At 45.9% G+C, this 21,649-nt stretch carries 25 protein-coding genes and 1 tRNA gene; 23 read left to right on the top strand and 3 right to left on the bottom strand.

What is annotated here, in order from left to right; genetic code table 11:
- Positions 1-36 precede the first annotated feature (36 nt).
- From H8K55_RS03500 to H8K55_RS03490, 3 genes are all read right to left on the bottom strand, one after another.
- Positions 37-510 carry a phosphatase domain-containing protein gene (locus tag H8K55_RS03500; RefSeq protein WP_186940620.1) on the bottom strand — a complete coding sequence of 158 codons (474 nt, stop codon included), beginning with the start codon at positions 508-510 and terminating at the stop codon, positions 37-39.
- Between the two features lie 110 nt (positions 511-620).
- Positions 621-1,751, bottom strand: a complete 1,131-nt coding sequence (locus H8K55_RS03495) for a slipin family protein (protein ID WP_186940619.1) — start codon at positions 1,749-1,751, stop codon at positions 621-623.
- Between the two features lie 271 nt (positions 1,752-2,022).
- A tRNA-Leu gene (locus tag H8K55_RS03490) sits at positions 2,023-2,088 on the bottom strand.
- Between the two features lie 345 nt (positions 2,089-2,433).
- On the opposite strand from H8K55_RS03490, the gene rtcR reads away from it, so the two are divergent.
- The 23 genes from rtcR (at position 2,434) to H8K55_RS03375 (ending at position 21,603) form a co-directional block, all read left to right on the top strand.
- The gene (gene rtcR, locus H8K55_RS03485; protein ID WP_186940618.1) at positions 2,434-4,032 is read left to right on the top strand and encodes an RNA repair transcriptional activator RtcR; all 1,599 of its coding nucleotides are present in this window, start codon (positions 2,434-2,436) and stop codon (positions 4,030-4,032) included.
- A gap of 138 nt (positions 4,033-4,170) precedes the next feature.
- Positions 4,171-4,470 (top strand): helix-hairpin-helix domain-containing protein, encoded by a 300-nt coding sequence (locus H8K55_RS03480; protein ID WP_186940617.1) that lies wholly within the window; start codon positions 4,171-4,173, stop codon positions 4,468-4,470.
- A gap of 807 nt (positions 4,471-5,277) precedes the next feature.
- The gene (locus H8K55_RS03475) at positions 5,278-6,093 is read left to right on the top strand and encodes an ABC transporter ATP-binding protein (RefSeq protein WP_186940616.1); all 816 of its coding nucleotides are present in this window, start codon (positions 5,278-5,280) and stop codon (positions 6,091-6,093) included.
- Positions 6,090-6,869 (top strand): lipid asymmetry maintenance ABC transporter permease subunit MlaE, encoded by a 780-nt coding sequence (gene mlaE / locus H8K55_RS03470; RefSeq protein WP_186940615.1) that lies wholly within the window; start codon positions 6,090-6,092, stop codon positions 6,867-6,869. Before H8K55_RS03475 ends, mlaE begins: the two co-directional genes overlap by 4 nt.
- Before the next feature lie 76 nt (positions 6,870-6,945).
- Positions 6,946-7,419 carry an outer membrane lipid asymmetry maintenance protein MlaD gene (gene mlaD, locus H8K55_RS03465; RefSeq protein ID WP_186940614.1) on the top strand — a complete coding sequence of 158 codons (474 nt, stop codon included), beginning with the start codon at positions 6,946-6,948 and terminating at the stop codon, positions 7,417-7,419.
- A complete protein-coding gene (locus H8K55_RS03460; RefSeq protein ID WP_230408467.1) occupies positions 7,416-8,204 on the top strand; it encodes an MlaA family lipoprotein in 789 nt (262 codons plus the stop codon). The genes mlaD and H8K55_RS03460 overlap by 4 nt, the downstream gene beginning before the upstream one ends.
- A 218-nt stretch (positions 8,205-8,422) precedes the next feature.
- Positions 8,423-9,049, top strand: a complete 627-nt coding sequence (locus H8K55_RS03455; protein WP_186940613.1) for an MlaC/ttg2D family ABC transporter substrate-binding protein — start codon at positions 8,423-8,425, stop codon at positions 9,047-9,049.
- Between the two features lie 45 nt (positions 9,050-9,094).
- The gene (locus H8K55_RS03450; protein WP_186940612.1) at positions 9,095-9,379 is read left to right on the top strand and encodes an STAS domain-containing protein; all 285 of its coding nucleotides are present in this window, start codon (positions 9,095-9,097) and stop codon (positions 9,377-9,379) included.
- A 261-nt stretch (positions 9,380-9,640) separates the two neighbouring features.
- Positions 9,641-10,582 (top strand): ABC transporter ATP-binding protein, encoded by a 942-nt coding sequence (locus tag H8K55_RS03445; RefSeq protein ID WP_186940611.1) that lies wholly within the window; start codon positions 9,641-9,643, stop codon positions 10,580-10,582.
- Positions 10,579-11,331 carry an ABC transporter permease gene (locus H8K55_RS03440; protein ID WP_186940610.1) on the top strand — a complete coding sequence of 251 codons (753 nt, stop codon included), beginning with the start codon at positions 10,579-10,581 and terminating at the stop codon, positions 11,329-11,331. The genes H8K55_RS03445 and H8K55_RS03440 overlap by 4 nt, the downstream gene beginning before the upstream one ends.
- 68 nt (positions 11,332-11,399) lie before the next feature.
- A complete protein-coding gene (locus tag H8K55_RS21690; RefSeq protein ID WP_186940609.1) occupies positions 11,400-11,633 on the top strand; it encodes a BolA family protein in 234 nt (77 codons plus the stop codon).
- Positions 11,634-11,635: 2 nt separating this feature from the next.
- Positions 11,636-12,886 carry a UDP-N-acetylglucosamine 1-carboxyvinyltransferase gene (murA, locus tag H8K55_RS03430; RefSeq protein ID WP_186940608.1) on the top strand — a complete coding sequence of 417 codons (1,251 nt, stop codon included), beginning with the start codon at positions 11,636-11,638 and terminating at the stop codon, positions 12,884-12,886.
- 153 nt (positions 12,887-13,039) lie between these two features.
- A complete protein-coding gene (hisG, locus tag H8K55_RS03425) occupies positions 13,040-13,693 on the top strand; it encodes an ATP phosphoribosyltransferase (protein WP_186891071.1) in 654 nt (217 codons plus the stop codon).
- Positions 13,693-15,036 carry a histidinol dehydrogenase gene (hisD, locus tag H8K55_RS03420; protein ID WP_230408466.1) on the top strand — a complete coding sequence of 448 codons (1,344 nt, stop codon included), beginning with the start codon at positions 13,693-13,695 and terminating at the stop codon, positions 15,034-15,036. The genes hisG and hisD overlap by 1 nt, the downstream gene beginning before the upstream one ends.
- 146 nt (positions 15,037-15,182) lie before the next feature.
- On the top strand, positions 15,183-16,133 hold the full coding sequence (locus H8K55_RS03415) for a DNA-methyltransferase (protein WP_186940607.1): 951 nt from the start codon (positions 15,183-15,185) through the stop codon (positions 16,131-16,133).
- A 71-nt stretch (positions 16,134-16,204) separates the two neighbouring features.
- A complete protein-coding gene (gene hisC, locus H8K55_RS03410; protein WP_186940606.1) occupies positions 16,205-17,299 on the top strand; it encodes a histidinol-phosphate transaminase in 1,095 nt (364 codons plus the stop codon).
- A 78-nt stretch (positions 17,300-17,377) separates the two neighbouring features.
- Complete coding sequence (gene hisB, locus H8K55_RS03405) at positions 17,378-17,968, top strand: imidazoleglycerol-phosphate dehydratase HisB (protein WP_186891067.1); 591 nt, start codon at positions 17,378-17,380, stop codon at positions 17,966-17,968.
- Between the two features lie 77 nt (positions 17,969-18,045).
- The gene (hisH, locus tag H8K55_RS03400; RefSeq protein WP_186940605.1) at positions 18,046-18,684 is read left to right on the top strand and encodes an imidazole glycerol phosphate synthase subunit HisH; all 639 of its coding nucleotides are present in this window, start codon (positions 18,046-18,048) and stop codon (positions 18,682-18,684) included.
- A 207-nt stretch (positions 18,685-18,891) separates the two neighbouring features.
- A complete protein-coding gene (gene hisA, locus H8K55_RS03395) occupies positions 18,892-19,683 on the top strand; it encodes a 1-(5-phosphoribosyl)-5-[(5-phosphoribosylamino)methylideneamino]imidazole-4-carboxamide isomerase (RefSeq protein WP_186940604.1) in 792 nt (263 codons plus the stop codon).
- Positions 19,680-20,444: an imidazole glycerol phosphate synthase subunit HisF gene (gene hisF / locus H8K55_RS03390; RefSeq protein WP_186921823.1), complete on the top strand. Its 765-nt coding sequence runs from the start codon at positions 19,680-19,682 to the stop codon at positions 20,442-20,444. Before hisA ends, hisF begins: the two co-directional genes overlap by 4 nt.
- Positions 20,441-20,839 carry a phosphoribosyl-AMP cyclohydrolase gene (gene hisI / locus H8K55_RS03385; RefSeq protein WP_186940603.1) on the top strand — a complete coding sequence of 133 codons (399 nt, stop codon included), beginning with the start codon at positions 20,441-20,443 and terminating at the stop codon, positions 20,837-20,839. Before hisF ends, hisI begins: the two co-directional genes overlap by 4 nt.
- 14 nt (positions 20,840-20,853) lie before the next feature.
- Entirely contained in the window at positions 20,854-21,201 is a 348-nt protein-coding gene (locus H8K55_RS03380) for a phosphoribosyl-ATP diphosphatase (RefSeq protein ID WP_186940602.1), read from the top strand.
- A 45-nt stretch (positions 21,202-21,246) separates the two neighbouring features.
- Positions 21,247-21,603 carry a histidine triad nucleotide-binding protein gene (locus H8K55_RS03375; RefSeq protein ID WP_186940601.1) on the top strand — a complete coding sequence of 119 codons (357 nt, stop codon included), beginning with the start codon at positions 21,247-21,249 and terminating at the stop codon, positions 21,601-21,603.
- Positions 21,604-21,649 lie beyond the last annotated feature (46 nt).

Below are 21,649 nucleotides of genomic sequence, written 5' to 3'. Positions count from 1 at the left end.
ATGTTGGGCTTTACTTCGTTCAGTCCAACCTACGCCTTAAAAGTTTCCTAGCGCGACTTGAAAACAACTGATGCCTTCTTGCCGCCACATTTGCACCACTCTGTCGCGGTCATCAAAAACGGCGACGAGGCGGTTTCTATCTTCGTCCAGCATATTGGCTAACCAAATTAATTTAAGTTCATCATCTGGTGTAAAGTCACCGGCGATGCGCATTGATAAAGCTGTTTGTAATTCATCGGCATTAAAGTTGGCGTGTTTCATTAACCAATTTTCTGTCATTTCCCGAACTTCATCACTGCGTCCGGAGAAAATCCAAATGTCTGCGCCGCTATTACGTAATATTTCCATAGTCTGGATGACGCTGGTATTAGGTACATCAAATTCGCATTCGATATGAAATTGATGCCAATCTTCGCAGCTCGGTTTTTCTTTTTGTACCCAATGGCGTCGATGGTCAATTATGGCCATTGTTCCATCGAGGTCGAAAATATAAAGTGGTTTATTGTTCATAGTTTTAACTTGATTTTGTAGGGCGGGTGCAACCCGCGCCGCCTAAAGGTCGGTCTCGATCGCACTTCGTTCTGGCGGCGCGGGTTGCACCCGCCCTACAATTTTTGTTCTCACACATTAATCTTCACCAAGCCATTCAAGACCTGATCCAAGCCACCGAACACGGAGATTTTATCTATGCGTTCTGCGACTTTTTCTAAAGTCTCTAACTCTTTTAAGCGCAAGGCGGTTGGGTTGTTTTCCATGACTCTTGCGGTGTTCAACATTGATCGAGTCGCGTTGGTTTCTTCTCGTCTGCGGATGACGTTGGCTTGCGCGGCTTTTTCTGCTTCTACCACTTGCGCCAATAAGAGCTTCATATCACCTGGTAACACGATGTCTTTCACGCCCACGCTCAAAACTTTTACGCCGAAGCCTTGCAACTTCTCTTGTAAGTGTTGATCTACCACAGCATCGATGATTTGTTTGTTTTCCAACAGTTCATCAAGGCTACGGGTTCCTACCGCGGCACGCAAGGCGAATTGTAATTCGCGATAGATGTGCTCGGCTGGTTTGGCTAAGCGGTTATAGGCTAATTCTGCGTCCTCGAATTGCCAGTTGGCGTTCAAGTTAATGCGCAGACTTACTTTGTCGCGAGTCAAAATTTCTTGGCCAGCCACTTCCAACGATTGCAAGCGAGTATCCACTAGTTCACTTTGAATCTCGCGGTTGAATCGCCAGTAAGCCGTTTTGCCAGCGCCTAATACTTGCACTAATTTTCCATCGACCTTCAATAAAGCGATGTGCGATTCTGGTACTTGGACTGGCAAAATATTCTGTAAACCTGCAATGGTTTTTCCACGTAAAGCAGGTTGCGCTAAATAGCTCATCAATTTATGAGAGACGGTGTACTGTTCAGCGATATCGATGACTTCAAAAGTTTGTTCTGCACCGAATTTCCAAAACAATTTGCGAGTGCCTGGCGCCATAATTTCTACCAAACTTTGATTCTCATAGCGCAGTACAACGGCTTCATCTGCTACATCGATCACGTGAAAATTGTCGGCAACGACTTCTGGTTCGTGACGGCGTAATGATTCTGCGATGCTGTGTTCAAAGCGCACATTATCCATATCGAATATTTGTGCGGTAAATTCTGTAAAAAATTGGAAGTAGCGGTGTTCGCCAGGTCCAACGATAGCTTCAAATGCTTTGTCTTTGTAGATGATCGCACGTTCATTTTTTTGTACTTTGATTTTCATTTTTATTGTCCTTGTTCTACTTCTATTTTTTAAAAGCAGGGTGTTTTGCGCGTCGCGGAAGTTCTTGTTGTCATAGGCGTGGGTAAGTAGTGTCGCGCTCATCCAGATAAATGCTTACTCCTTATCACTGATGATGACGATTGCTACTGACCACCTGCCTAGAGTTCAAAAACCTCGGCGAAGCGCAAAGAAGATTTCTGTTTGCTTGCAAATGTCATCTTCCCACCCTGTACTACTTTTCTTGCTTACGAAACACTTTTTGAGAGTGTGTTGGAACGGGATTCGAACCCGCTACAGACTGATCCTTGGTCAGTTGCTCTACCAGAATGAGCTATCCATTGTGGTGACGATGTCAGGAATCGAACCTGAGGGCATTCCCCAGAATCATCGCCAATACCTTAATTTCCCTCGTTGCGGCATACTTGGTTTCTATCAATGTTGGAGAGACTCCTGATTGAGATCCATGTACCGGAAGGGCTTTTTGAACCCTTACCTGTTGCAGGCGAATTCGCTTAAGACATCTTCTCTATTGCGATAAGCGTGCCAGTTTGTAACTGGCGCACAAGAATTCTTATAAGTAATTGATTTTTAATGAATAAATTTTTACTGAGAAGTTTTTGCTTAAGATTCGACTTTGCGAGATACTATGTATTAAGATAAATTTATATATCGGTTTATAAAAATGGATAAGATTGTTTTTGGCTTTTTAGGCACGACCCTGGATGCAGGGTTTAATGCGGGCAGATGGGAGCGTTGGCGTCCAACGGTATCTTTGTGCCAGCAAGAAGACGTGTTGATCCACAGGCTCGTGTTATTTCACGGCGGCGGTAAAGGCGATTTGTTGAAATTAGTCACTGCTGATATCAAGCGTGTTTCGCCCGAGACTGTTGTTGAACCTGTGTTGATGCAGATTGAAGATCCTTGGGATTTTGTCGAGGTTTATTCGGCCTTGCACGACTTTGTACGGCGCTACGATTTCGATACCAGTGCGTATGAGTATCTGGTGCATATCACGACTGGTACGCACGTGGCGCAGATTTGCTTGTTCTTATTAACAGAGGCGCGTTATTTTCCTGCAAAGTTATTGCAAACTTCTCCGCCGCGTCGAGGCGGATTTCCCGAAACCGGACAAGTGGCGGTGGTTGATCTCGATCTCTCGCAATACAATCAACTCGCTACGCGTTTTGAAGAAGAACGGCAAGAAGATCTATCGTTTTTGAAGTTTGGCATTGCTACAAAAAATGCGAGCTTCAATCGCACTATAGAAGAAATCGAACAGGTCGCCTTGCGTTCGCAAACACCGATTTTATTGACGGGACCGACTGGCGCTGGCAAATCATTTCTAGCGCGCCGTATCTATGAATTAAAAAAAGCTAAGCATCAATTGCAGGGTGATTTTATCGACGTCAATTGCGCAACCTTGCGCGGCGATGGTGCGATGTCGGCTTTGTTTGGACACGTCAAAGGTTCGTTCACTGGTGCGCTGCAGGCGAGAGCTGGCTATCTGAAAGCGGCGGATAATGGTTTATTGTTTTTGGATGAAATCGGCGAGCTGGGATTAGATGAGCAAGCGATGTTACTTAAAGCGATAGAGGAAAAGCGCTTCTTTCCCATGGGTGGCGATAAAGAAGTTGAAAGTCATTTTCAACTGATCGCTGGCACCCATAGAGATCTGGCGCAAGATGTGCGTAGCGGACGTTTTCGTGAAGATTTATTCGCCCGTATTAACACCTGGCTTTATACGTTGCCAGGTTTAAAAGACAGACGTGAGGACATAGAGCCGAATCTCGATTTTGAATTGGATAGAATTGCCAATCAACTCGGAAAGAAGATACGTTTTAATTCGGATGCCAAGAAAATTTATCTGCAGTACGCGATGGCAGGTACGACTGTATGGGCTGGCAATTTCCGTGACCTGTCTGCTAGTTTATTGCGCATGGCAACCTTGGCAGATGGTGGGCGTATCGACCTTGCCGCAGTAGAGAAAGAAATCCAACGGCTGCAGCAACGCAACCAGCACGCAATCTTAAATATTGGCAATGAGGTTGAAAAATTGGATCATCCAGATTGGCTAGCATTGAAGGAAAGCATAGATCCTTTCGATCAGGCGCAACTCGCTTATGTGATTCAAGTTTGTCGATCTGCGCATAATCTGTCGGATGCGGGACGAAGTTTATTTGAATATAGCCGCAAAGAAAAAAAGATGTCGAATGATGCGGATCGTTTGCGTAAATATCTGGCAAAATTTGACCTGAGTTTTGCGCAGATTAAAACTTGGTAAGCCGCGGATTTAACTCACTTAATTTCTATGTTTTAATGTCTGGGTGTGTTTAGTTTAAGTAAGCTGAGATGTAGTGATGCGCGTGTTAAGCGAATGAGTTAAGAAACATACATTAATGGAAGTGCTTTTAGTCTCTCTATGAATCCTAATAAAGTTATCAGAGAAAATGTCCGTCAATTGACAGACTTGCCTAACATCGGTAAAGCTAGCGCAGCCGATTTGGTTTTATTAGGTATCACTTACCCGCAGCAATTAATCGGCCGCGATCCTTTTCAGATGTATCAGGAGCTCTGTGTAATCACACAGCAAAGGCACGATCCCTGTGTGATTGATGTATTTATCGCCATCACGCGATTTATGGCGGGTGAGCCGCCAAGAGTTTGGTGGGACTTCACCGAAGAGCGCAAAAAAATTCTGAGTCAAGCAAGGGTCTGTTGACATATATTTTAGTCAAGCGTTTCACTCAAAACGCAGGATGACAAGGCGCATCTCGCCGCTGCGGCTGGCCGCCCCAGCAAGAGATGCAACGCTGTTCATCGTGCGTTTTGAGTGAAACCCTCCGGGAATGGCTCAAATGGGCACATGGCGTTGTTGCAATCTGCTTATAGTGCTCGCACTACCGCGCAGCTTGCGGTGTAGTCAGGGTTTCGTGCAGCATGCTGCACGCTGACGCAACGAAGATCCCTTGTAAGGGATCTTTCCCAAAGCGATAGCCTAGCCCTGTGCCCATTTGCGCGCATTCGCTTGCCTAAAATATATGTCAACAGACCCTAGTCTGAGTGAATAAATACGGCCTTAAGAGTAAATAAGCGCGGTCTAAACCCAGTTCGCTATGCTCACTGATATTGAATTTGCAAATATGGTATTGCCTGGCAATACCATTGGAATCGCTATTTGGTCGGAAAAAAATAATTCCGGTTTTGCTTAAAACTTCGCTCAAACTTTGCGGTCTTATGCTGCTGAAGATGAATTAAATACTGTATTCATTGCTAGAAATATTGATCATAAATTGAGTAATAATTGATTGAGAATGAAAATAGATGACTCTGCGTTCATTTATTTGTCATGAAATTGTGCAATGTTGCAGAATTTAAGTCCGTAATTTTTATTTTTGCGAAATTTAATGTTGCTTATGCTAAATAAGTCGAGCGTTTATTATTTCGTTACATTTTTCATAGCATTGTGAAACAACTCGAATTCTCGATCTGGTTTACAATCTTGCCTTTATTATAGAAATCAATCGTCGTGCCCAATCTAGTTGAAATTCGTGATTTGCAGTTTGGCTATGGCAACCGGAATATTTTGTCCGGTTTGAACATGGATTTTCCACGCGGTAAAGTGATTGCCGTGATGGGCGGTTCCGGTTCGGGTAAGACCACTATCCTGCGTTTGATCGGTGGACAAATCGCTCCGCAGCAAGGCCATGTCTCGGTTAATGGTCAAATCGTTCATCATTTAAAAACTCCCGGTCTGTATGCCTTACGTCGCAAGATGGGCATGCTATTTCAACACGGTGCTTTATTTACCGATTTGAGCGTGTTTGATAATGTGGCTTTTCCATTGCGTGAACATGCTAAATTGCCAGAAGCGATGGTGCAAGATTTGGTGATGATGAAGCTCAATGCCGTCGGTTTGCGCAATGCAGCTCAATTGAAACCATCTGAAATTTCTGGCGGCATGGCACGTCGGGTTGCCCTCGCACGCACGGTTGCCCTTGATCCGCAACTCATTATGTATGACGAACCATTTGCTGGCTTGGATCCTATCTCCATGGGTGTGACGGCGACCTTGATTCGCAACTTAAATAACGCTCTCGGTTCTACTAGTATTCTCGTCTCGCACGATGTGCATGAAACTTTCATTATTGCGGATTATGTTTATTTCCTGTCGCAAGGAAAAATCGTTGCGCAAGGGACGCCGAAGGAGATGATGGAATCGACCGATCCTTACGTAAAACAGTTCGTGCATGCCGAGAGTGATGGTCCTGTGCCTTTCCACTATCCGGGTAAAACCATGGCGGAAGAAATTGGTCTAAAGCCTGCGGCTGGAGAACGAGCATGATCGTGAATTTAATCAGTCGACTAGGACAATTCACGCGCGAAACCATACAAGATCTTGGACATGCCAGCCGTAGTTTTGTCAGTATCGTTATCAACTCGCCTAGCTTGTGGCGACGGCCACAATTGATTGCTGATCAAGTGCATTTCATCGGCAATTATTCGTTGGTGATTATCGCGATTTCTGGTTTGTTTGTTGGTTTTGTTTTAGGTTATCAAGGCTATTACACACTGAACCGTTATGGTTCGGAAGAGGCCTTAGGATTATTGGTTGCCTTGTCCTTGGTGCGTGAACTTGGCCCTGTGGTGACAGCTCTATTATTTGCTGGTCGTGCAGGCACTTCGCTGACTGCGGAGATTGGTTTGATGAAAGCAGGAGAGCAATTGGCAGCCATGGAAATGATGGCGGTCAATCCATTGCAACGTGTGGTGGCACCACGATTTATTGCTGGTGTGATCGCCTTGCCTATTTTGACTTTGATTTTTAATGCCATGGGCATCATCGGTGGCTATTTGGTTGGCGTGTCTTTGATTGGTGTTGATAGTGGTTCATTCTGGTCGCAAATGCAGGCAGGGGTCGATATCTGGAAAGATCTCGGTAACGGCGTGATCAAGAGTGTTGTGTTTGGTTTTGCTGTGACATTTGTCGCCTTATATCAAGGCTATGAAGCAACGCCAACACCCGAAGGCGTAGCACGCGCTACCACGCGTACGGTCGTTATTTCATCTTTATTGGTTTTATGGCTGGACTTCTTGTTAACCGCCTGGATGTTCCAATAAGACTTTATTCAATTCGAATTTTTACAATCGCGTCTGTGTTCAATGACTCAGGCGGATTTCAGTAAGAGGTAAAACTATGCAAAAAAAATCTATCGACTTTTGGGTTGGCGTGTTCGTCTTGCTAGGGGCGGTTTCTTTATTGTTTCTGGCCTTGAAGGCAGGCAATATGAGTAGCTTATCGTTTGAGCAGACCTATGACGTGACGACTAAGTTTGACAATATCGGTGGCCTCAAGCCGAACGCGGCGGTGAAGAGCGCGGGTGTGGTGGTTGGTCGTGTCAGTGCTATTCAATTTGATGACAAGAGTTTTCAGGCAACAGTCGTGTTGAAATTGGAAAAGCGTTATAGCTTCCCTAAGGATAGTTCTGCCAAAATTTTGACAGCAGGTTTGTTGGGTGAACAATACATTGGCCTAGAAGCTGGTGGTGACGTGAAAAACTTAGCCGCGGGCGACAAGATCACGATGACGCAATCTGCCGTCGTATTAGAAAATTTGATCAGCCAATTTCTGTTTAGTAAAGCGGCTGATGGTAAGGAAGAGAAAAAATGAGTACGCGCTTATTTAACATCATGGCATGGAGAACGCTAGGGCTGCGCCTCTTGATTTTGTGCGCGCTGGGCATGAGTATGACTGCTTGTTCAACGGTCACCAAAGTCAAAACCAAGGCCTTGGCCACTTTGGAAAAAGTCAGCGAAACCACAGGCATAGGTAATAATCCTGACGATCCTTTAGAGGGTTTTAATCGTTCCATGTTTAGCTTTAATGAAACCTTGGATGCCTCAGTGTTGAAGCCTACGGCACAGGCGTATCAGGCTGTGACTCCTAGTTTTGTGCAAACCGGTGTCAGTAATTTTTTCAGTAATATTGGCGATGCCTGGACCGCAGTGAATAATGTATTGCAAGGAAACTTTGGTGATGGTGTGAATGATATTTTGCGCTTTGGCATCAATACGACGATGGGTTTGGGTGGTTTAATTGATGTTGCAAGCGCTGGCGGCATGCCCAAGCATCGAGCTGACTTTGGACAGACTTTAGGCGTGTGGGGAGTACCCGCAGGGCCTTATGTTGTGTTGCCGATACTTGGGGCGTCTACCTTACGAGACACGATTGCGACGCCGGTCGATTTCAAGGGGGATTTATTGTATTCACAAGGATCTGTGGCGGTGAAAAATTCTACAACGGTATTGAAGGTGATTGATAAGCGTGCGTCAGCTCTGGATGCGGCAAATTTGATCGAGGAGGCCGCGTTGGATAAATACGTGTTCATCCGTGGAGCTTATTTGCAGCGACGTGAAAGTCAGATTAGTGCGGGTAAGAAAGAAGAGCAGGAATAGTTTGAAATGGATTGTTAATGTTTGTTATTGACCTAGAGTGAGCTATTGAATTTTGCGTTGGGTCAACCAAATGGTGTGTGGCAAGGTTAACGTAGAAATATGATGTATTGATTTGTTGCTAAAATTAGTTTTCAACTATAGTTAACGGCTCATTAGAAATATTTATTTCCAAGTAGGCATAAAGCGTCACAAATGAGAGATACAAGAGAGAGAAAATTATGAAAAAAATTGGTCAAATTTTGGTTAGTTTGTGTTTAGGTTTTAGCTTGTTGGCTGGCGCACAAACACAAGAAGCACCGGATGTTTTGGTTAAGCGTCTGAGCACAGAAATCATCGATGCGGCAAAAAACGATAAAGATATTCAAGCTGGTAATCGTCAACGTATCAATGATTTGGTGGAAAACAAAGTCCTGCCCTACATCAACTTTGAGCGTATGACTTCGTTGGCGGTGAGCAAAAGCTGGCGTACAGCGACTCCAGAGCAGCAGAAGCAATTGATCACAGAATTTCGTACTTTGTTGATCCATACCTATTCAGGTGCGATCACGCAGATTCGTGATCAGCGCGTAGAATTTAAGCCTTTCCGTGGCGCAGCTGATGATACAGAAGTCGAAGTGAAAAGTTTGGTAATTCAAACCCGTGGTGAGCCTTTGCAATTAAGCTACCGCCTTGAGAAAACTTCTGCTGGTTGGAAGATTTTTGACATCAACGTACTTGGTGCATGGTTGGTGGAAACTTACAAAGGTAGCTTTGCGGCTGAAATCAGCAAGACTGGTGTTGATGGTTTAATTAAAACACTGGTTGAAAAGAATAAGAAGTTAGCATCTGCTTCTGCAAAGAAATAATTGTTCAATATCATTCAATAAGCCCTAGCTAATCTGGAGTCCAGCATGATCTTGTCAGATCAAGAATTAAATTTGCACAATGCCGTAATCGTTTCGGAGGTGGGACTGCAAGCCATTCATGCTGGTACGGATCAGTTTGATATGTCACCACTGCAGACGGTTGATTCGTCGGCAGTGGCGGTTATGCTGGCTTGGCAACGTCAGGCACAGGCGCTTAATCGACGTGTGCAGTTTATTGGTGTTCCTGCTAGCTTGTTAAGCTTAATTTCTCTTTACGGTTTGACAGAATTTTTTCATCTGATCCCCGCCAACACACCTGAGCGACATTGATCCTCAGCGAATCTGTATCAATTTGTCTATACAAGCGGCGCAATAAAGCGCAACCCGTAATCAGGCAAAATCCCCTATAATCCTAGGTTTTCACGGCAATTGCCGCGATCTTGTTTTGTTTTTTTGACCTACGTGTTCGTCGAAAAATCAGACAAAAGCCTAGATTATTTTTAACGAATTTATTTTGACGAATTTACATTTACGAATTTAGTCTTAATAAATTCTTAGTTCACAATCAATGCGCATAAGCGCGAATGCCACATGGCCGCCATACAAATTAGTAACGTACAGAAATCCTATCAGTCTGCCGGCAAACCGCTACAGGCTTTAGGTGGTGTATCGCTTTCCATTGAAGAGGGCGAGTTTTTTGGCTTACTTGGACCGAATGGTGCCGGTAAGACCACGCTTATCTCAATTATTGCGGGTTTAAATCGTGCCGACTCTGGACAAGTTTTAGTGCAAAGCCATGATGTAGTGCGCGATTATCGTGCTGCGCGTAGCAAGCTGGGCGTAGTGCCACAAGAACTAGTGTTTGATCCTTTCTTTACGGTGCGCGAGACTTTACGTTTGCAATCCGGTTATTTTGGCATCAAGAATAATGATGCCTGGATCGACGAGATCATGGAAAATCTCGATCTGACGAATAAAGCTGACGCCAATATGCGCGCTTTGTCGGGTGGTATGAAACGCCGGGTTTTAGTTGCACAGGCCTTGGTGCATAAACCGCCAGTCATCATTTTGGATGAGCCGACGGCGGGTGTCGATGTTGAATTACGTCAGACTCTCTGGAAGTTTATTGCACGCCTAAATCGTGAAGGACATACCATTGTTTTAACCACGCATTATTTGGAAGAAGCACAGGCCTTGTGTAATCGGGTTGCAATGTTAAAGGCAGGCAAAGTTGTCGCACTTGATACCATGCCTGCCCTGATTAAACGTATTTCTGGTTCACAAATGAAAGTGCAATTGGCGCAAAGCTCATTGTCAGCCCCCTTACCATCTTCATTGCATAATCTGATTATTCCCGCAGATACACAAGCTGAAGCGAATAGCTTTGCATTGCGGATTACGAATTATGCTGAAGTTGAGCCAATACTGGCGAATTTACGTCAAGCGGGTTGTGTGATTGAAGACCTGCACTTACAACAAGCCGATTTGGAAGATGTGTTCTTACAAATTATGGGTGGAGGAAATCCGCAATGATAGGTTTTCGCACCTTATTGTATAAAGAGGTTTTACGCTTCTGGAAAGTCGCGACGCAGACGATTACCGCGCCTATCATGACGGCGATGATGTATCTGCTGATTTTTGGTCAGGCTTTGGAAGGTCATGTCAAAGTACATGGCGTCACTTACATGGCGTTTTTGATTCCCGGTCTGGTGATGATGAGCGTCTTGCAGAACGCATTTGCGAATGCCTCTTCGTCTTTGATTCAATCCAAAATTACCGGCAATCTGGTGTTCATTATGTTGCCACCGCTCTCGCATTGGGAAATGTTTTTTGCCTATGTGTTAGCGGCCGTAGTACGTGGTTTAGCAGTCGGTTTAGGCGTGTTTGTGGTGACGGCCTGGTTTGCGCATTTGAGTTTTAGTGCGCCTTTGTGGATAGCCTTGTTCGCTTTGATGAGCGCCTTTGTACTTGGCACTATGGGTTTGATCGTTGGTATCTGGGCAGAGAAGTTTGATCAGCTCGCAGGCTTTCAAAATTTCGTGATTGTGCCCGCGACCTTTTTGTCAGGCGTGTTTTATTCGATTAATTCACTGCCGCCAATCTGGCAAACGATTTCGCATTTCAATCCCTTCTTCTATATGATCGATGGTTTCCGTTATGGATTCACCGGACAATCGGATGTTGATCCTGTGCGCAGTTTGGTGATTGTTACTATCTTCTTATTTGCACTGACTGCCGTTGCAATGCAAATGCTGCGCACAGGTTATAAGTTACGTCACTGACCTGTAGCGCTAAAGGTGGCATTCAATCCTTAAGAATTAATTTAGAAAATATTTTAGAAAGAATTATCGTGTTTCCTACACCAGAACAAATTAAAAACTACATCGCTTCCGGCTTGGAATGTACACATCTGGAAGTCGAAGGCGATGGGCAGCATTTCACCGCCGTGATCGTCTCGCCAGCTTTCATAGGCAAGCGTTTGATTCAACGTCATCAACTCGTATACGCCGCTTTGGGCGACCGCATGCGTGAAGAAATTCATGCTTTGTCGATGAAAACTTTAACTCCGGAAGAATTTCAATAAGCATGGATAAGTTACTGATCACAGGCGACAATCGCCTAAATGGCGACGTCATAATTTCTGGCGCAAAGAACGCTGCTTTACCGATTTTGTGTGCAGGTTTGTTAAGCGCTGGCGATGTTGTCTTGCACAATGTGCCGCACTTGCAAGACGTCGCAACAATGTTGAAATTGCTCAAGCAAATGGGTTTGCAAGTGACCGAAGAAAACGGTGTCGTCACTTTAAATGGCGCGGCGATTGATAAGTTGGAAGCCCCTTACGATATGGTGAAAACCATGCGTGCATCGATCTTGGTGCTTGGCCCTTTGCTGGCACGATTTGGTGAAGCAAAAGTTTCCTTGCCTGGCGGTTGCGCAATTGGATCACGTCCTGTCGATCAGCACATCAAAGGCTTGCAAGCGATGGGTGCTGAAATCAATATTGAAGCGGGCTATATTCACGCCAAAGCGAAGCGTCTGCGCGGTGCCCGTATCGTGACCGATATGATCACGGTGACAGGTACAGAAAATCTGTTGATGGCAGCGACCTTGGCGGATGGTGAAACCGTATTGGAAAATGCGGCGCGCGAACCTGAAGTCACGGACTTGGCGAACTTGTTGGTGGCGATGGGTGCAAAAATCACCGGCATCGGTACCGACCGCCTAGTGATTCAAGGTGTGGAAGCCTTACACGGCGCGACGCACACCGTGATCGCAGATCGTATTGAAACGGCGACTTTCTTGTGCGCAGTAGCAGCGACGGGTGGTGACCTGACTGTTAAAAGTACGCGCAGTGATATTCTGGATGTAGCTTTGGATAAATTGCGCGAAGCTGGCGTGATTATTACGACCGGTCCTGATTGGATACGCGCGCAGATGAGCGGACGTCCAAAAGCAGTTGGTTTCCGTACTACCGAATATCCAGGTTTTCCAACCGATATGCAAGCGCAATTCATGGCTTTAGCTTGCCTCGCGAATGGCACTGCGCGCGTGACCGAAACGATTTTCGAAAATCGTTTCATGCACGTGCAAGAGATGAATCGCCTCGGTGCGCATATTGAGATCGACGGACACACTGCCATCGTAAATGGTGTAGAAAAATTGGTCGGTGCGCCAGTGATGGCAACTGACTTACGTGCTTCCGCGTCTTTGGTGATTGCTGGTTTGGCGGCGCACGGTGAAACCTTGATTGACCGCATTTACCACTTGGATCGTGGCTATGACCGCATGGAAGTCAAACTATCTGCGGTAGGTGCGCAAATTCAACGCGTTAAATAAAGAAACCGCTACAAATTCAATTCTAGGGCGCATTGCGTCGTTGCTTGTCCTCACAATACCGGAGTATTGTTGCGGGAAGCGTCTAGCACTGCATCCCTATAATTGAATTTTTAGAGGTTTCTTGGAGCAAGCTAAATAGAAAAGTAAATCGATATGAGTTCTCAGCAACTGACTTTGGCTTTGTCCAAAGGACGCATTTTTGAAGAAACCTTACCGCTGTTGGAAGCGGCCGGTATTCACGTCACGGAAGATCCTGAAAAATCACGTAAGTTGATTTTGGCGACAAATGATCCTGATGTGCGCGTGATCATTGTGCGCGCTTCTGACGTGCCAACCTATGTGCAATATGGCGCCGCGGATTTTGGCGTAGCGGGTAAAGATGTGCTGTTTGAACATGGCGGCGCAGGTTTGTATCAACCTATCGATTTGGGTATCGCAAAATGCCGTATGTCGGTAGCGGTGTCGGTTGGATTTGATTATGCAACTGCAGTGCGTCAGGGCGCACGTTTGCGGGTAGCGACTAAATACACAGAAACAGCACGTCAGCACTTCGCCAGTAAAGGCGTACATATCGATTTGATTAAACTGTACGGTTCTATGGAATTAGCTCCCTTGGTTGGCTTGTCAGATGTGATCGTTGATCTGGTCAGCACTGGCAATACTTTGCGCGCCAATCATTTGGTCGAGGTAGAAGAAATTATGGAAATTTCTTCACGCCTGGTAGTGAATCAAGCGGCCTTAAAACTCAAACGTGAACGTTTGCAACCTATCCTCCAAGCATTTGAACGTGCGTCGGAGGGCAAGTAATGGCTTCCACCATGTCGTTCGCTACGGCACTGACCCGTTTAGATTCTACGCAAGCAGGGTTCGCACAAACCTTACGCCAATTGTTAGCGTTTGAAGCGAGTGAAGACGCGGCGATTGATCAAAGTGTTGTACAAATTTTGCAGGCGGTGAAAACGCGTGGTGATGCGGCGGTGCTGGAATACACGCAGCGCTTTGATCGCTTAGCGTCCGTCAGCGCTATGCAAGCGCTGGAAATTCCACAAGCCGATTTACATGCCGCGCTCGCTAGTATTTCTAGTGAACGTCGCAGCGCTTTAGAAGCTGCGGCACAACGTGTGCGTGCGTACCACGAAGTACAAAAGCGTGAATGCGGTTCTACTGGTTTTTCTTATACCGAAGCGGATGGAACTGTACTTGGACAAAAAGTCACGCCTTTAGATCGCGTTGGTATTTATGTGCCGGGCGGTAAGGCCGCTTATCCTTCTTCCGTATTGATGAATGCGATTCCCGCTAAAGTCGCTGGCGTGCGTGAAATCATTATGGTAGTACCGACGCCAGATGGTGTGCGTAATCCCTTAGTCTTAGCCGCTGCCGCCATCGCTGGTGTTGATCGCGTATTTACTATCGGCGGAGCGCAAGCCGTTGCAGCTTTGGCTTACGGCACTGACTACATTCCACAAGTCGATAAAATTGTTGGCCCTGGCAACGCTTATGTTGCCAATGCCAAGCGCCGGGTGTTCGGCACTGTTGGTATCGATATGATCGCCGGCCCATCCGAAATTTTAGTCTTATGTGACGGCACGACAGACCCTGATTGGGTTGCGATGGATTTGTTTTCGCAAGCCGAACATGATGAACTCGCACAGTCGATATTATTGTGTCCTGATGCAGCCTACATCGATGCCGTCCACGCAAGCATCGATAAGCTGATTACAACGATGCCACGGGCGGAAATTATTCGTACCTCACTCAAAGATCGCGGTGCCTTGATCAAGGTGCGTGATATGCAAGAAGCCTGTGATATTGCGAATGATATTGCGGCAGAACATTTAGAAATTTCTGCAGAAAATCCTCAGCAGTGGGCGGATCAAATCCGTCACGCGGGTGCGATGTTTCTCGGGCGTTTTTCTTCTGAATCTTTAGGTGATTATTGCGCAGGACCAAATCACGTATTGCCGACTTCACGTACTGCACGTTTTTCCTCACCTTTGGGTGTGTATGATTTTCAAAAGCGTTCATCGATGATACAAGTCAGTGAACAAGGCGCGCAGACATTAGGCAAGATCGCAGCGGAACTTGCGTATGGCGAAGGTTTGCCAGCGCATGCACGTAGTGCTGAATTGCGTTTTAAAACTCAAACATAAGCCCATGAAAAGCATAAAACCCCTCAACGCCGAGACGCGGAGACGCAGAGTGACGCAGAGTTTTTTCTCCGCTTTTCCTCTGCGCCTCTGCGCCTCGGCGTTGAGGGGTGTTGAATTAAAATTGAGTAGGCTAGGAGTCGATTATTTTGAGTGATTCTGAGTGCCTATTTAATCGAGTGTTTAACGAAGATGCCATCACCGGTTTGCAACGCATACCCGATGGCAGTATCGATTTGATTTTGACTGATCCGCCCTATGGCTTGGGTAAGGATTACGGCAATGATTCTGATAAACAAGAAGCTGCAGATTATTTGGCATGGACTGAGCGTTGGATAGATGCGGCGCTGCCAAAACTCAAGCCGACTGGATCGCTGTACATTTTCTTGACTTGGCGTTATTCGCCGGAAATCTTTGTGATGCTCAAGCAGCGCATGACCATGATTAATGAAATCATCTGGGATAGACGTGTGCCATCCATGGGCGGCAGTACCCGCAGCTTCTCGTCTGTCCATGACACGATAGGTTTATTCGTGAAATCGAAAAACTATTATTTCGATTTGGATGCGGTACGTATTCCTTACGATGCCGCGACCAAGAAAGCACGTTCACGTTCTATCTTTGTCGGTGCTAAATGGTTAGAACTAGGTTACAACCCGAAAGACTTATGGAGTGTTTCGCGTCTGCATAAAGAAGATGCAGAGCGTGTTGAACATCCTACGCAAAAACCTTTAGAAATTATTCAACGTATGGTGCTCGCATCCTGCCCTGAAAACGGTGTGGTACTTGACCCGTTTTTGGGTAGTGGTACAACTGCGATTGCAGCACGACGTTGCGGCCGGCAATTTGTTGGCTTTGAATTAAATCCAGAATACTGCGCCATTATCGAGGCGCGTCTTCAATCGGCAGAGGCAGAGTTACAAGTTCTGAATAATCAACCGACCGAACCAGTGCGGGCTAAACCTGTGCTGAAGAAAGCAAGTAAAGTTAGTAAAGTGGATAAGCGCACCAGTAAAACTACACCTGTGCTTACTAAGGCGAAAGCCGAAGGTGTGAAAACTACTGTTCGTAAGAAGAGTGTCGTCGCACTTGAAACTTGATTCCGGTTTGAACGAATATCCCAAAATTATTCAAGAATTATTCATTGATTTTTAAAACGAGCAAAAGCCTCATGTCTTTAGTAGAAAATATTATCCGCGCCGACGTGCGCGCCTTGTCGGCATATCACGTGCCGGATGCAACGGGTTTTCTGAAACTCGATGCCATGGAAAATCCCTATACGCTAACGCCAGAACTGCAACAAGCGCTGGCCAAGCGTTTATCGGAAACAGATCTGAATCGTTATCCTGTGCCAAGTTACGCAGGCATCAAAACAGCGCTCAGCACGCATTTTGGCGTACCTGAGGGCTACGATCTGGTGTTGGGCAATGGATCAGACGAATTGATTGGAATGATCAGCATCGCCTGCGCCAAACCGGGTGCAAAAGTGCTGGCGCCTTTGCCAGGTTTTGTGATGTACGCCATGTCAGCAAAATTTGCGGGTATGGAGTTTATCGGTGTGCCGCTCAAGACCGATTTCACTTTGGATAAAGCAGCGATGTTGACGGCGATTGCAGAACACAAACCTGCTGTCACTTATTTGGCGTATCCGAATAATCCTACTGGTACTTTATTTGACGCGGCGGATATGGAAGAGATTATCCGTGCTGTTGGTGACACAGGCTTGGTGATTATTGACGAGGCCTATCAGCCATTTGCGCAAACGAGCTTTATGTCACGCTTGCCAGAATTCGCCAATCTGATTGTGATGCGTACGGTGTCGAAATTAGGTTTGGCCGGAATTCGTTTAGGTTATATGTCTGCATCGGCAGAATTGTTGGAAGAATTCGATAAAGTCCGACCACCATATAACATCAATGTGTTAACCGAAGCGGCGATTATTTGCCTGCTTGAACACGCTGAAGTTTTCGAAGCGCAAGCCGCGCAATTACGTGTTCAGCGCAGTGAGTTGTCTAGTCAACTTGCGGCCTTGCCAGGAGTGGAAGTTTTCCCTTCTTCTGCGAATTTTTTGCTAATACGCGTGTCAAATTCAGCGAAAAGTGAGACTTATGGCAATGAAGTGTTCACAAAATTACTGGAACAAAAAATTTTGGTGAAAAATGTGGGTAAAATGCATGATCTTTTGCAGAACTGCCTACGCATTACTGTTAGCACGCCAGAAGAAAATGCCGTATTTTTAAATGCTTTTGCACAGGCTTTAAAGTAAATTTTTTATTAAATTTTTTCTTTCGAATTTCATTCAACATTATCGCTAACTAGCTAACCACGATTAGCTAAATTCATCATGCAACGTACAGCGCAAGTTACACGTAACACTAACGAAACCAAAATTCGTGTCGCCATCAATCTCGACGGCACTGGCAAACAATCATTGAAAACCGGTGTGCCATTTTTAGATCACATGCTGGATCAAATTGCCCGTCATGGTTTGATTGATTTGGATATTGAAGCCGACGGTGATTTACATATCGATGCGCATCACACGGTGGAAGATGTCGGCATTACTTTAGGTCAGGCATTCGCGATTGCGATCGGCGACAAAAAAGGCATACGCCGTTATGGTCATGCCTATGTGCCACTCGATGAAGCTTTGTCACGTGTAGTGATTGATTTCTCCGGCCGCCCTGGCCTGGAATACCATGTTGATTTCAAACGTTCCATGATAGGTTCATTTGATGTCGATTTGACCCATGAATTTTTTCAGGGTTTCGTCAATCATGCTTTAGTCTCTCTGCATATTGATAATTTGCGCGGCGAGAATGCGCATCATCAATGTGAAACCATTTTTAAAGCCTTTGGCCGTGCCTTGCGTATGGCAGCTGAATTAGATCAGCGCGCCTTGGGCACCATTCCATCCACTAAAGGTAGTCTATAAAAGAGCGTAAGTGCTATAGCGATAATTAAGTCGCTGTAGCGCCTACAACACTTCACTATGTCTACTCTCTCACTGTTATGAATAAGATAGTTGTTGTCGATTACGGCATGGGCAACGTGCGCTCGGTCGCACAGGCTTTTCGTGCTGTAGCGCCTGAAGCGCAGATTGTCATCTCAGGTGACATTGCCGATATCCGATCCGCGGATCGACTTGTTTTACCAGGCCAGGGCGCCATGCCCGATTGCATGCGTTGTTTGTTGGAATCTGGTTTGCACGAAGCGATTTTGCAAGCGGCCCGTGAAAAACCTTTATTTGGTGTCTGCGTCGGTGAACAGATGTTATTTGATGTCAGCGCCGAAGGTAATACGCCTTGTTTAGGTTTGCTGCCGGGCAAGGTCGTGCGTTTTGACCTAAACGGACAATTGCAAGAAGATGGTTCCCGTTATAAAGTGCCACAAATGGGCTGGAATCGTGTGCATCAAAGTAAAGCCCATCCGCTCTGGAATGGTATTCCTGACGACAGTTATTTTTATTTTGTGCATAGCTACTATGTTCAGCCAGAACAGGCGCAAGATGTGGTCGGTACCACTGAATATGGTCAGGTATTTACCTCAGCTGTAGCGCGTGAGAATATTTTTGCAACGCAATTTCATCCAGAAAAAAGCGCTGCTGCTGGATTGCAATTGTATAAAAACTTCGTACACTGGAATCCTTAGACTTTGAATTATTTATGACTTACGCAAAACAGACGCTAGCGTCGTTGCTGTCGCCTCGCCGTACAATTGTACTGTCTTCGGCGACGCGTCTAGCTAGCGCAATTTTTCGTAAGCCCTATTATTGAACGTACTGTCAAACTTATTGTCTGTTTTACTGTCTGTTGTTTTACCTCAATTTTTTATTTTTAATTACCCTATAAATTCATCATGCTGCTCATTCCTGCTATCGACCTGAAAGATGGTCACTGCGTACGTCTTAAACAAGGCGATATGGATCAAGCCACTGTATTCTCTGAAGAACCCGCCGATATGGCGCGCCACTGGCTAGAACAAGGCGCGCGTCGCTTGCATCTGGTGGATCTGAACGGCGCCTTCGCTGGCAAGCCAAAAAATGAAGCGGCGATTAAAGCGATTATCAAAACCGTGCGCGAGTATGCGGAAGAAACCGATACCGAAGAAGTGCCCGTGCAACTGGGTGGCGGTATTCGTGATCTTGATACGATCGAGCGCTATTTGAATGCCGGTATTTCTTACATCATTATCGGTACAGCTGCGGTCAAAAGTCCGGGTTTTTTGGCAGATGCTTGCAGTGCTTTTCCAGGGCAAATCATTGTGGGTATCGATGCCAAAGATGGCAAAGTCGCCACAGATGGTTGGAGCAAAATGTCCGGTCATGATGTGATCGATCTGGCACAAAAATTTGAAGGTTATGGCGTAGAAGCGATTATTTACACTGACATCGGTCGCGATGGCATGATGGGTGGTGTGAACATTGACGCGACAGTGAAATTGGCGCGGGCCGTGACGGTACCTGTGATCGCTTCAGGCGGCGTGCATGTATTAGCCGATGTCGAAGCTTTATGCGCCGTGCAAGATGAAGGCGTAGAAGGCGTGATTTGCGGCCGTTCTATTTACGAAGGCACTTTAGATTTATTCAGCGCACAAGAGCGTGCTGACGAACTCAGCGGTGATCTCATCTATGAAGAAGACGAAGAATGACATTAGCAAAACGGATTATTCCTTGTCTGGATGTGAATGCCGGGCGGGTAGTCAAAGGGGTTAATTTCTTAGAGTTGCGCGATGCCGGTGATCCGGTGGAGGTTGCGCGTCGTTATGATTTGCAAGGTGCGGATGAAATTACTTTCTTGGATATCACCGCATCTTCCGATGACAGAGATTTGATTTTGCCTGTGATAGAGGCGGTCGCTTCACAAGTGTTTATTCCCTTAACCGTTGGTGGTGGTGTGCGCACTGTGGCCGATGTGCGTCGCTTGTTGAATGCAGGCGCAGATAAAGTTGGTATGAATACTTCTGCCGTCACGAATCCGCAATTGGTCGCAGATGCAGCGCATAAATACGGTTCGCAATGTATCGTGGTGGCGATTGATGCCAAAGCCGTTGCGCCAGGCAAGTGGGAGGTCTATACCCACGGTGGCCGCAATGCGACAGGTCTCGATGCGGTCGAATGGGCACGCAAAATGGCGGAATTAGGTGCAGGTGAAATTCTCCTCACCAGCATGGATAAAGACGGTACCCGTTCGGGTTTTGATCTGGCCTTAACCCGCGCAGTGTCGGATGCGATTGATATTCCGGTAATCGCTTCGGGTGGCGTAGGTGGTTTGCAAGATCTCGCTGATGGCATCAAACTCGGCGGTGCCGATGCAGTATTAGCAGCAAGTATTTTTCATTTTGGACAGCACACAGTGCAGGAAGCAAAACAGTTTATGGCAGCACAACATATACCAATGAGGTTAGCATGAGTTTTCGTTGGTTAAATAAAGTGAAGTGGGATGAAGTCGGCTTGGTTCCTGTCATTGCCCAAGAAGTTGGCAGCAATGATGTGGTCATGTTCGCTTGGATGAATCGTGAAGCCTTGAGTCGTACGGTAGAAACCGGCGAGGCGGTGTACTGGAGTCGCTCGCGTAAGAAGTTGTGGCATAAAGGTGAAGAATCCGGTCACGTGCAAAAAGTGAAAGAGATCCGTCTAGATTGCGACGAAGATGTGATTCTTCTGAAAATTGAACAAGTTGAGGGCATTGCTTGTCATACCGGACGCCATTCTTGTTTCTTCCAAAAGTTTGAAGGCAATGTGGACGAAGGTGAATGGGTGACTGTCGATCCTGTTCTCAAAGACCCTGAAGCCATTTACAAATGAGTGTCGGACAGACTATGAATCAAGAATCAATATTGCATCAATTGGCTGCCGTGATAGAAAGTCGTAAAGCGATTAATGGTGGCAATCCTGACACTTCTTACGTCGCCAAATTGTTTCACAAAGGCGATGATGCGATTTTGAAAAAAATTGGTGAAGAGGCGACAGAAACCGTGATGGCCGCAAAAGATGCGCGTGTTTCGGGCGATACATCAGATTTGCTCTATGAATGCGCCGACCTCTGGTTTCATTCGCTTGTCATGTTAGCACAGTATAATTTGCATCCGCAGCAAGTTCTCGACGAACTGGCTAGGCGTGAAGGCATTTCTGGTATAGAAGAAAAAGCTTCTCGCGTAGATAATTAATCATTGTCGTCTACGGCATTTTGTAACAAATTTTGAGTGGACTGTATGGATAACTGTATTTTTTGTAAAATCGTCGCCAAGCAAATTCCGGCAACTGTTTTGTATGAAGATGATGAATTGATGGCATTTAATGACATTAATCCGGCAGCGCCTGTGCATTTTCTAATTATTCCCAAAAAGCATTTGTCGAGTTTGGCCGACGCAAAAGCCGAAGATGCCGTATTGTTGGGTAAAATGCTGGAATTAGCACCTAAATTGGCGGCGCAGCAAGGCTGTGCCTATGTGGAACATGCCGATGGATCAAAAACCGGCGGATTTAAAACTGTGGTGAACACAGGTCCTAATGGTGGTCAGATCGTTTATCACTTGCACATGCATGTGATCGGCGGCGTCAAGTTGTAAACTATTTTATTGATCGATTTTTTGGGCTTAGCCCTAGAAGGAAACA

This window comes from Affinundibacterium flavidum (genome assembly GCF_014284175.1).
Taxonomy (GTDB): Bacteria; Pseudomonadota; Gammaproteobacteria; order Burkholderiales; family Burkholderiaceae_D; genus Undibacterium; species Undibacterium flavidum.
Note: the sequence above shows the minus strand (reverse complement) of the source record. Positions and strands in the feature narration are given on the sequence as shown.

Bases quoted from the DNA above. Each gene is read 5' to 3' on its own strand.
- H8K55_RS03500 (WP_186940620.1), bottom strand. From the start codon at position 510: ATGAACAATAAACCACTTTATATTTTCGACCTCGATGGAACAATGGCC.
- H8K55_RS03495 (WP_186940619.1), bottom strand. From the start codon at position 1,751: ATGAAAATCAAAGTACAAAAAAATGAACGTGCGATCATCTACAAAGAC.
- rtcR (WP_186940618.1), top strand. From the start codon at position 2,434: ATGGATAAGATTGTTTTTGGCTTTTTAGGCACGACCCTGGATGCAGGG.
- H8K55_RS03480 (WP_186940617.1), top strand. From the start codon at position 4,171: ATGAATCCTAATAAAGTTATCAGAGAAAATGTCCGTCAATTGACAGAC.
- mlaE (WP_186940615.1), top strand. From the start codon at position 6,090: ATGATCGTGAATTTAATCAGTCGACTAGGACAATTCACGCGCGAAACC.
- mlaD (WP_186940614.1), top strand. From the start codon at position 6,946: ATGCAAAAAAAATCTATCGACTTTTGGGTTGGCGTGTTCGTCTTGCTA.
- H8K55_RS03460 (WP_230408467.1), top strand. From the start codon at position 7,416: ATGAGTACGCGCTTATTTAACATCATGGCATGGAGAACGCTAGGGCTG.
- H8K55_RS03455 (WP_186940613.1), top strand. From the start codon at position 8,423: ATGAAAAAAATTGGTCAAATTTTGGTTAGTTTGTGTTTAGGTTTTAGC.
- H8K55_RS03450 (WP_186940612.1), top strand. From the start codon at position 9,095: ATGATCTTGTCAGATCAAGAATTAAATTTGCACAATGCCGTAATCGTT.
- H8K55_RS03445 (WP_186940611.1), top strand. From the start codon at position 9,641: ATGGCCGCCATACAAATTAGTAACGTACAGAAATCCTATCAGTCTGCC.
- H8K55_RS03440 (WP_186940610.1), top strand. From the start codon at position 10,579: ATGATAGGTTTTCGCACCTTATTGTATAAAGAGGTTTTACGCTTCTGG.
- murA (WP_186940608.1), top strand. From the start codon at position 11,636: ATGGATAAGTTACTGATCACAGGCGACAATCGCCTAAATGGCGACGTC.
- hisG (WP_186891071.1), top strand. From the start codon at position 13,040: ATGAGTTCTCAGCAACTGACTTTGGCTTTGTCCAAAGGACGCATTTTT.
- hisD (WP_230408466.1), top strand. From the start codon at position 13,693: ATGGCTTCCACCATGTCGTTCGCTACGGCACTGACCCGTTTAGATTCT.
- hisC (WP_186940606.1), top strand. From the start codon at position 16,205: ATGTCTTTAGTAGAAAATATTATCCGCGCCGACGTGCGCGCCTTGTCG.
- hisB (WP_186891067.1), top strand. From the start codon at position 17,378: ATGCAACGTACAGCGCAAGTTACACGTAACACTAACGAAACCAAAATT.
- hisH (WP_186940605.1), top strand. From the start codon at position 18,046: ATGAATAAGATAGTTGTTGTCGATTACGGCATGGGCAACGTGCGCTCG.
- hisA (WP_186940604.1), top strand. From the start codon at position 18,892: ATGCTGCTCATTCCTGCTATCGACCTGAAAGATGGTCACTGCGTACGT.
- hisF (WP_186921823.1), top strand. From the start codon at position 19,680: ATGACATTAGCAAAACGGATTATTCCTTGTCTGGATGTGAATGCCGGG.
- hisI (WP_186940603.1), top strand. From the start codon at position 20,441: ATGAGTTTTCGTTGGTTAAATAAAGTGAAGTGGGATGAAGTCGGCTTG.
- H8K55_RS03380 (WP_186940602.1), top strand. From the start codon at position 20,854: ATGAATCAAGAATCAATATTGCATCAATTGGCTGCCGTGATAGAAAGT.
- H8K55_RS03375 (WP_186940601.1), top strand. From the start codon at position 21,247: ATGGATAACTGTATTTTTTGTAAAATCGTCGCCAAGCAAATTCCGGCA.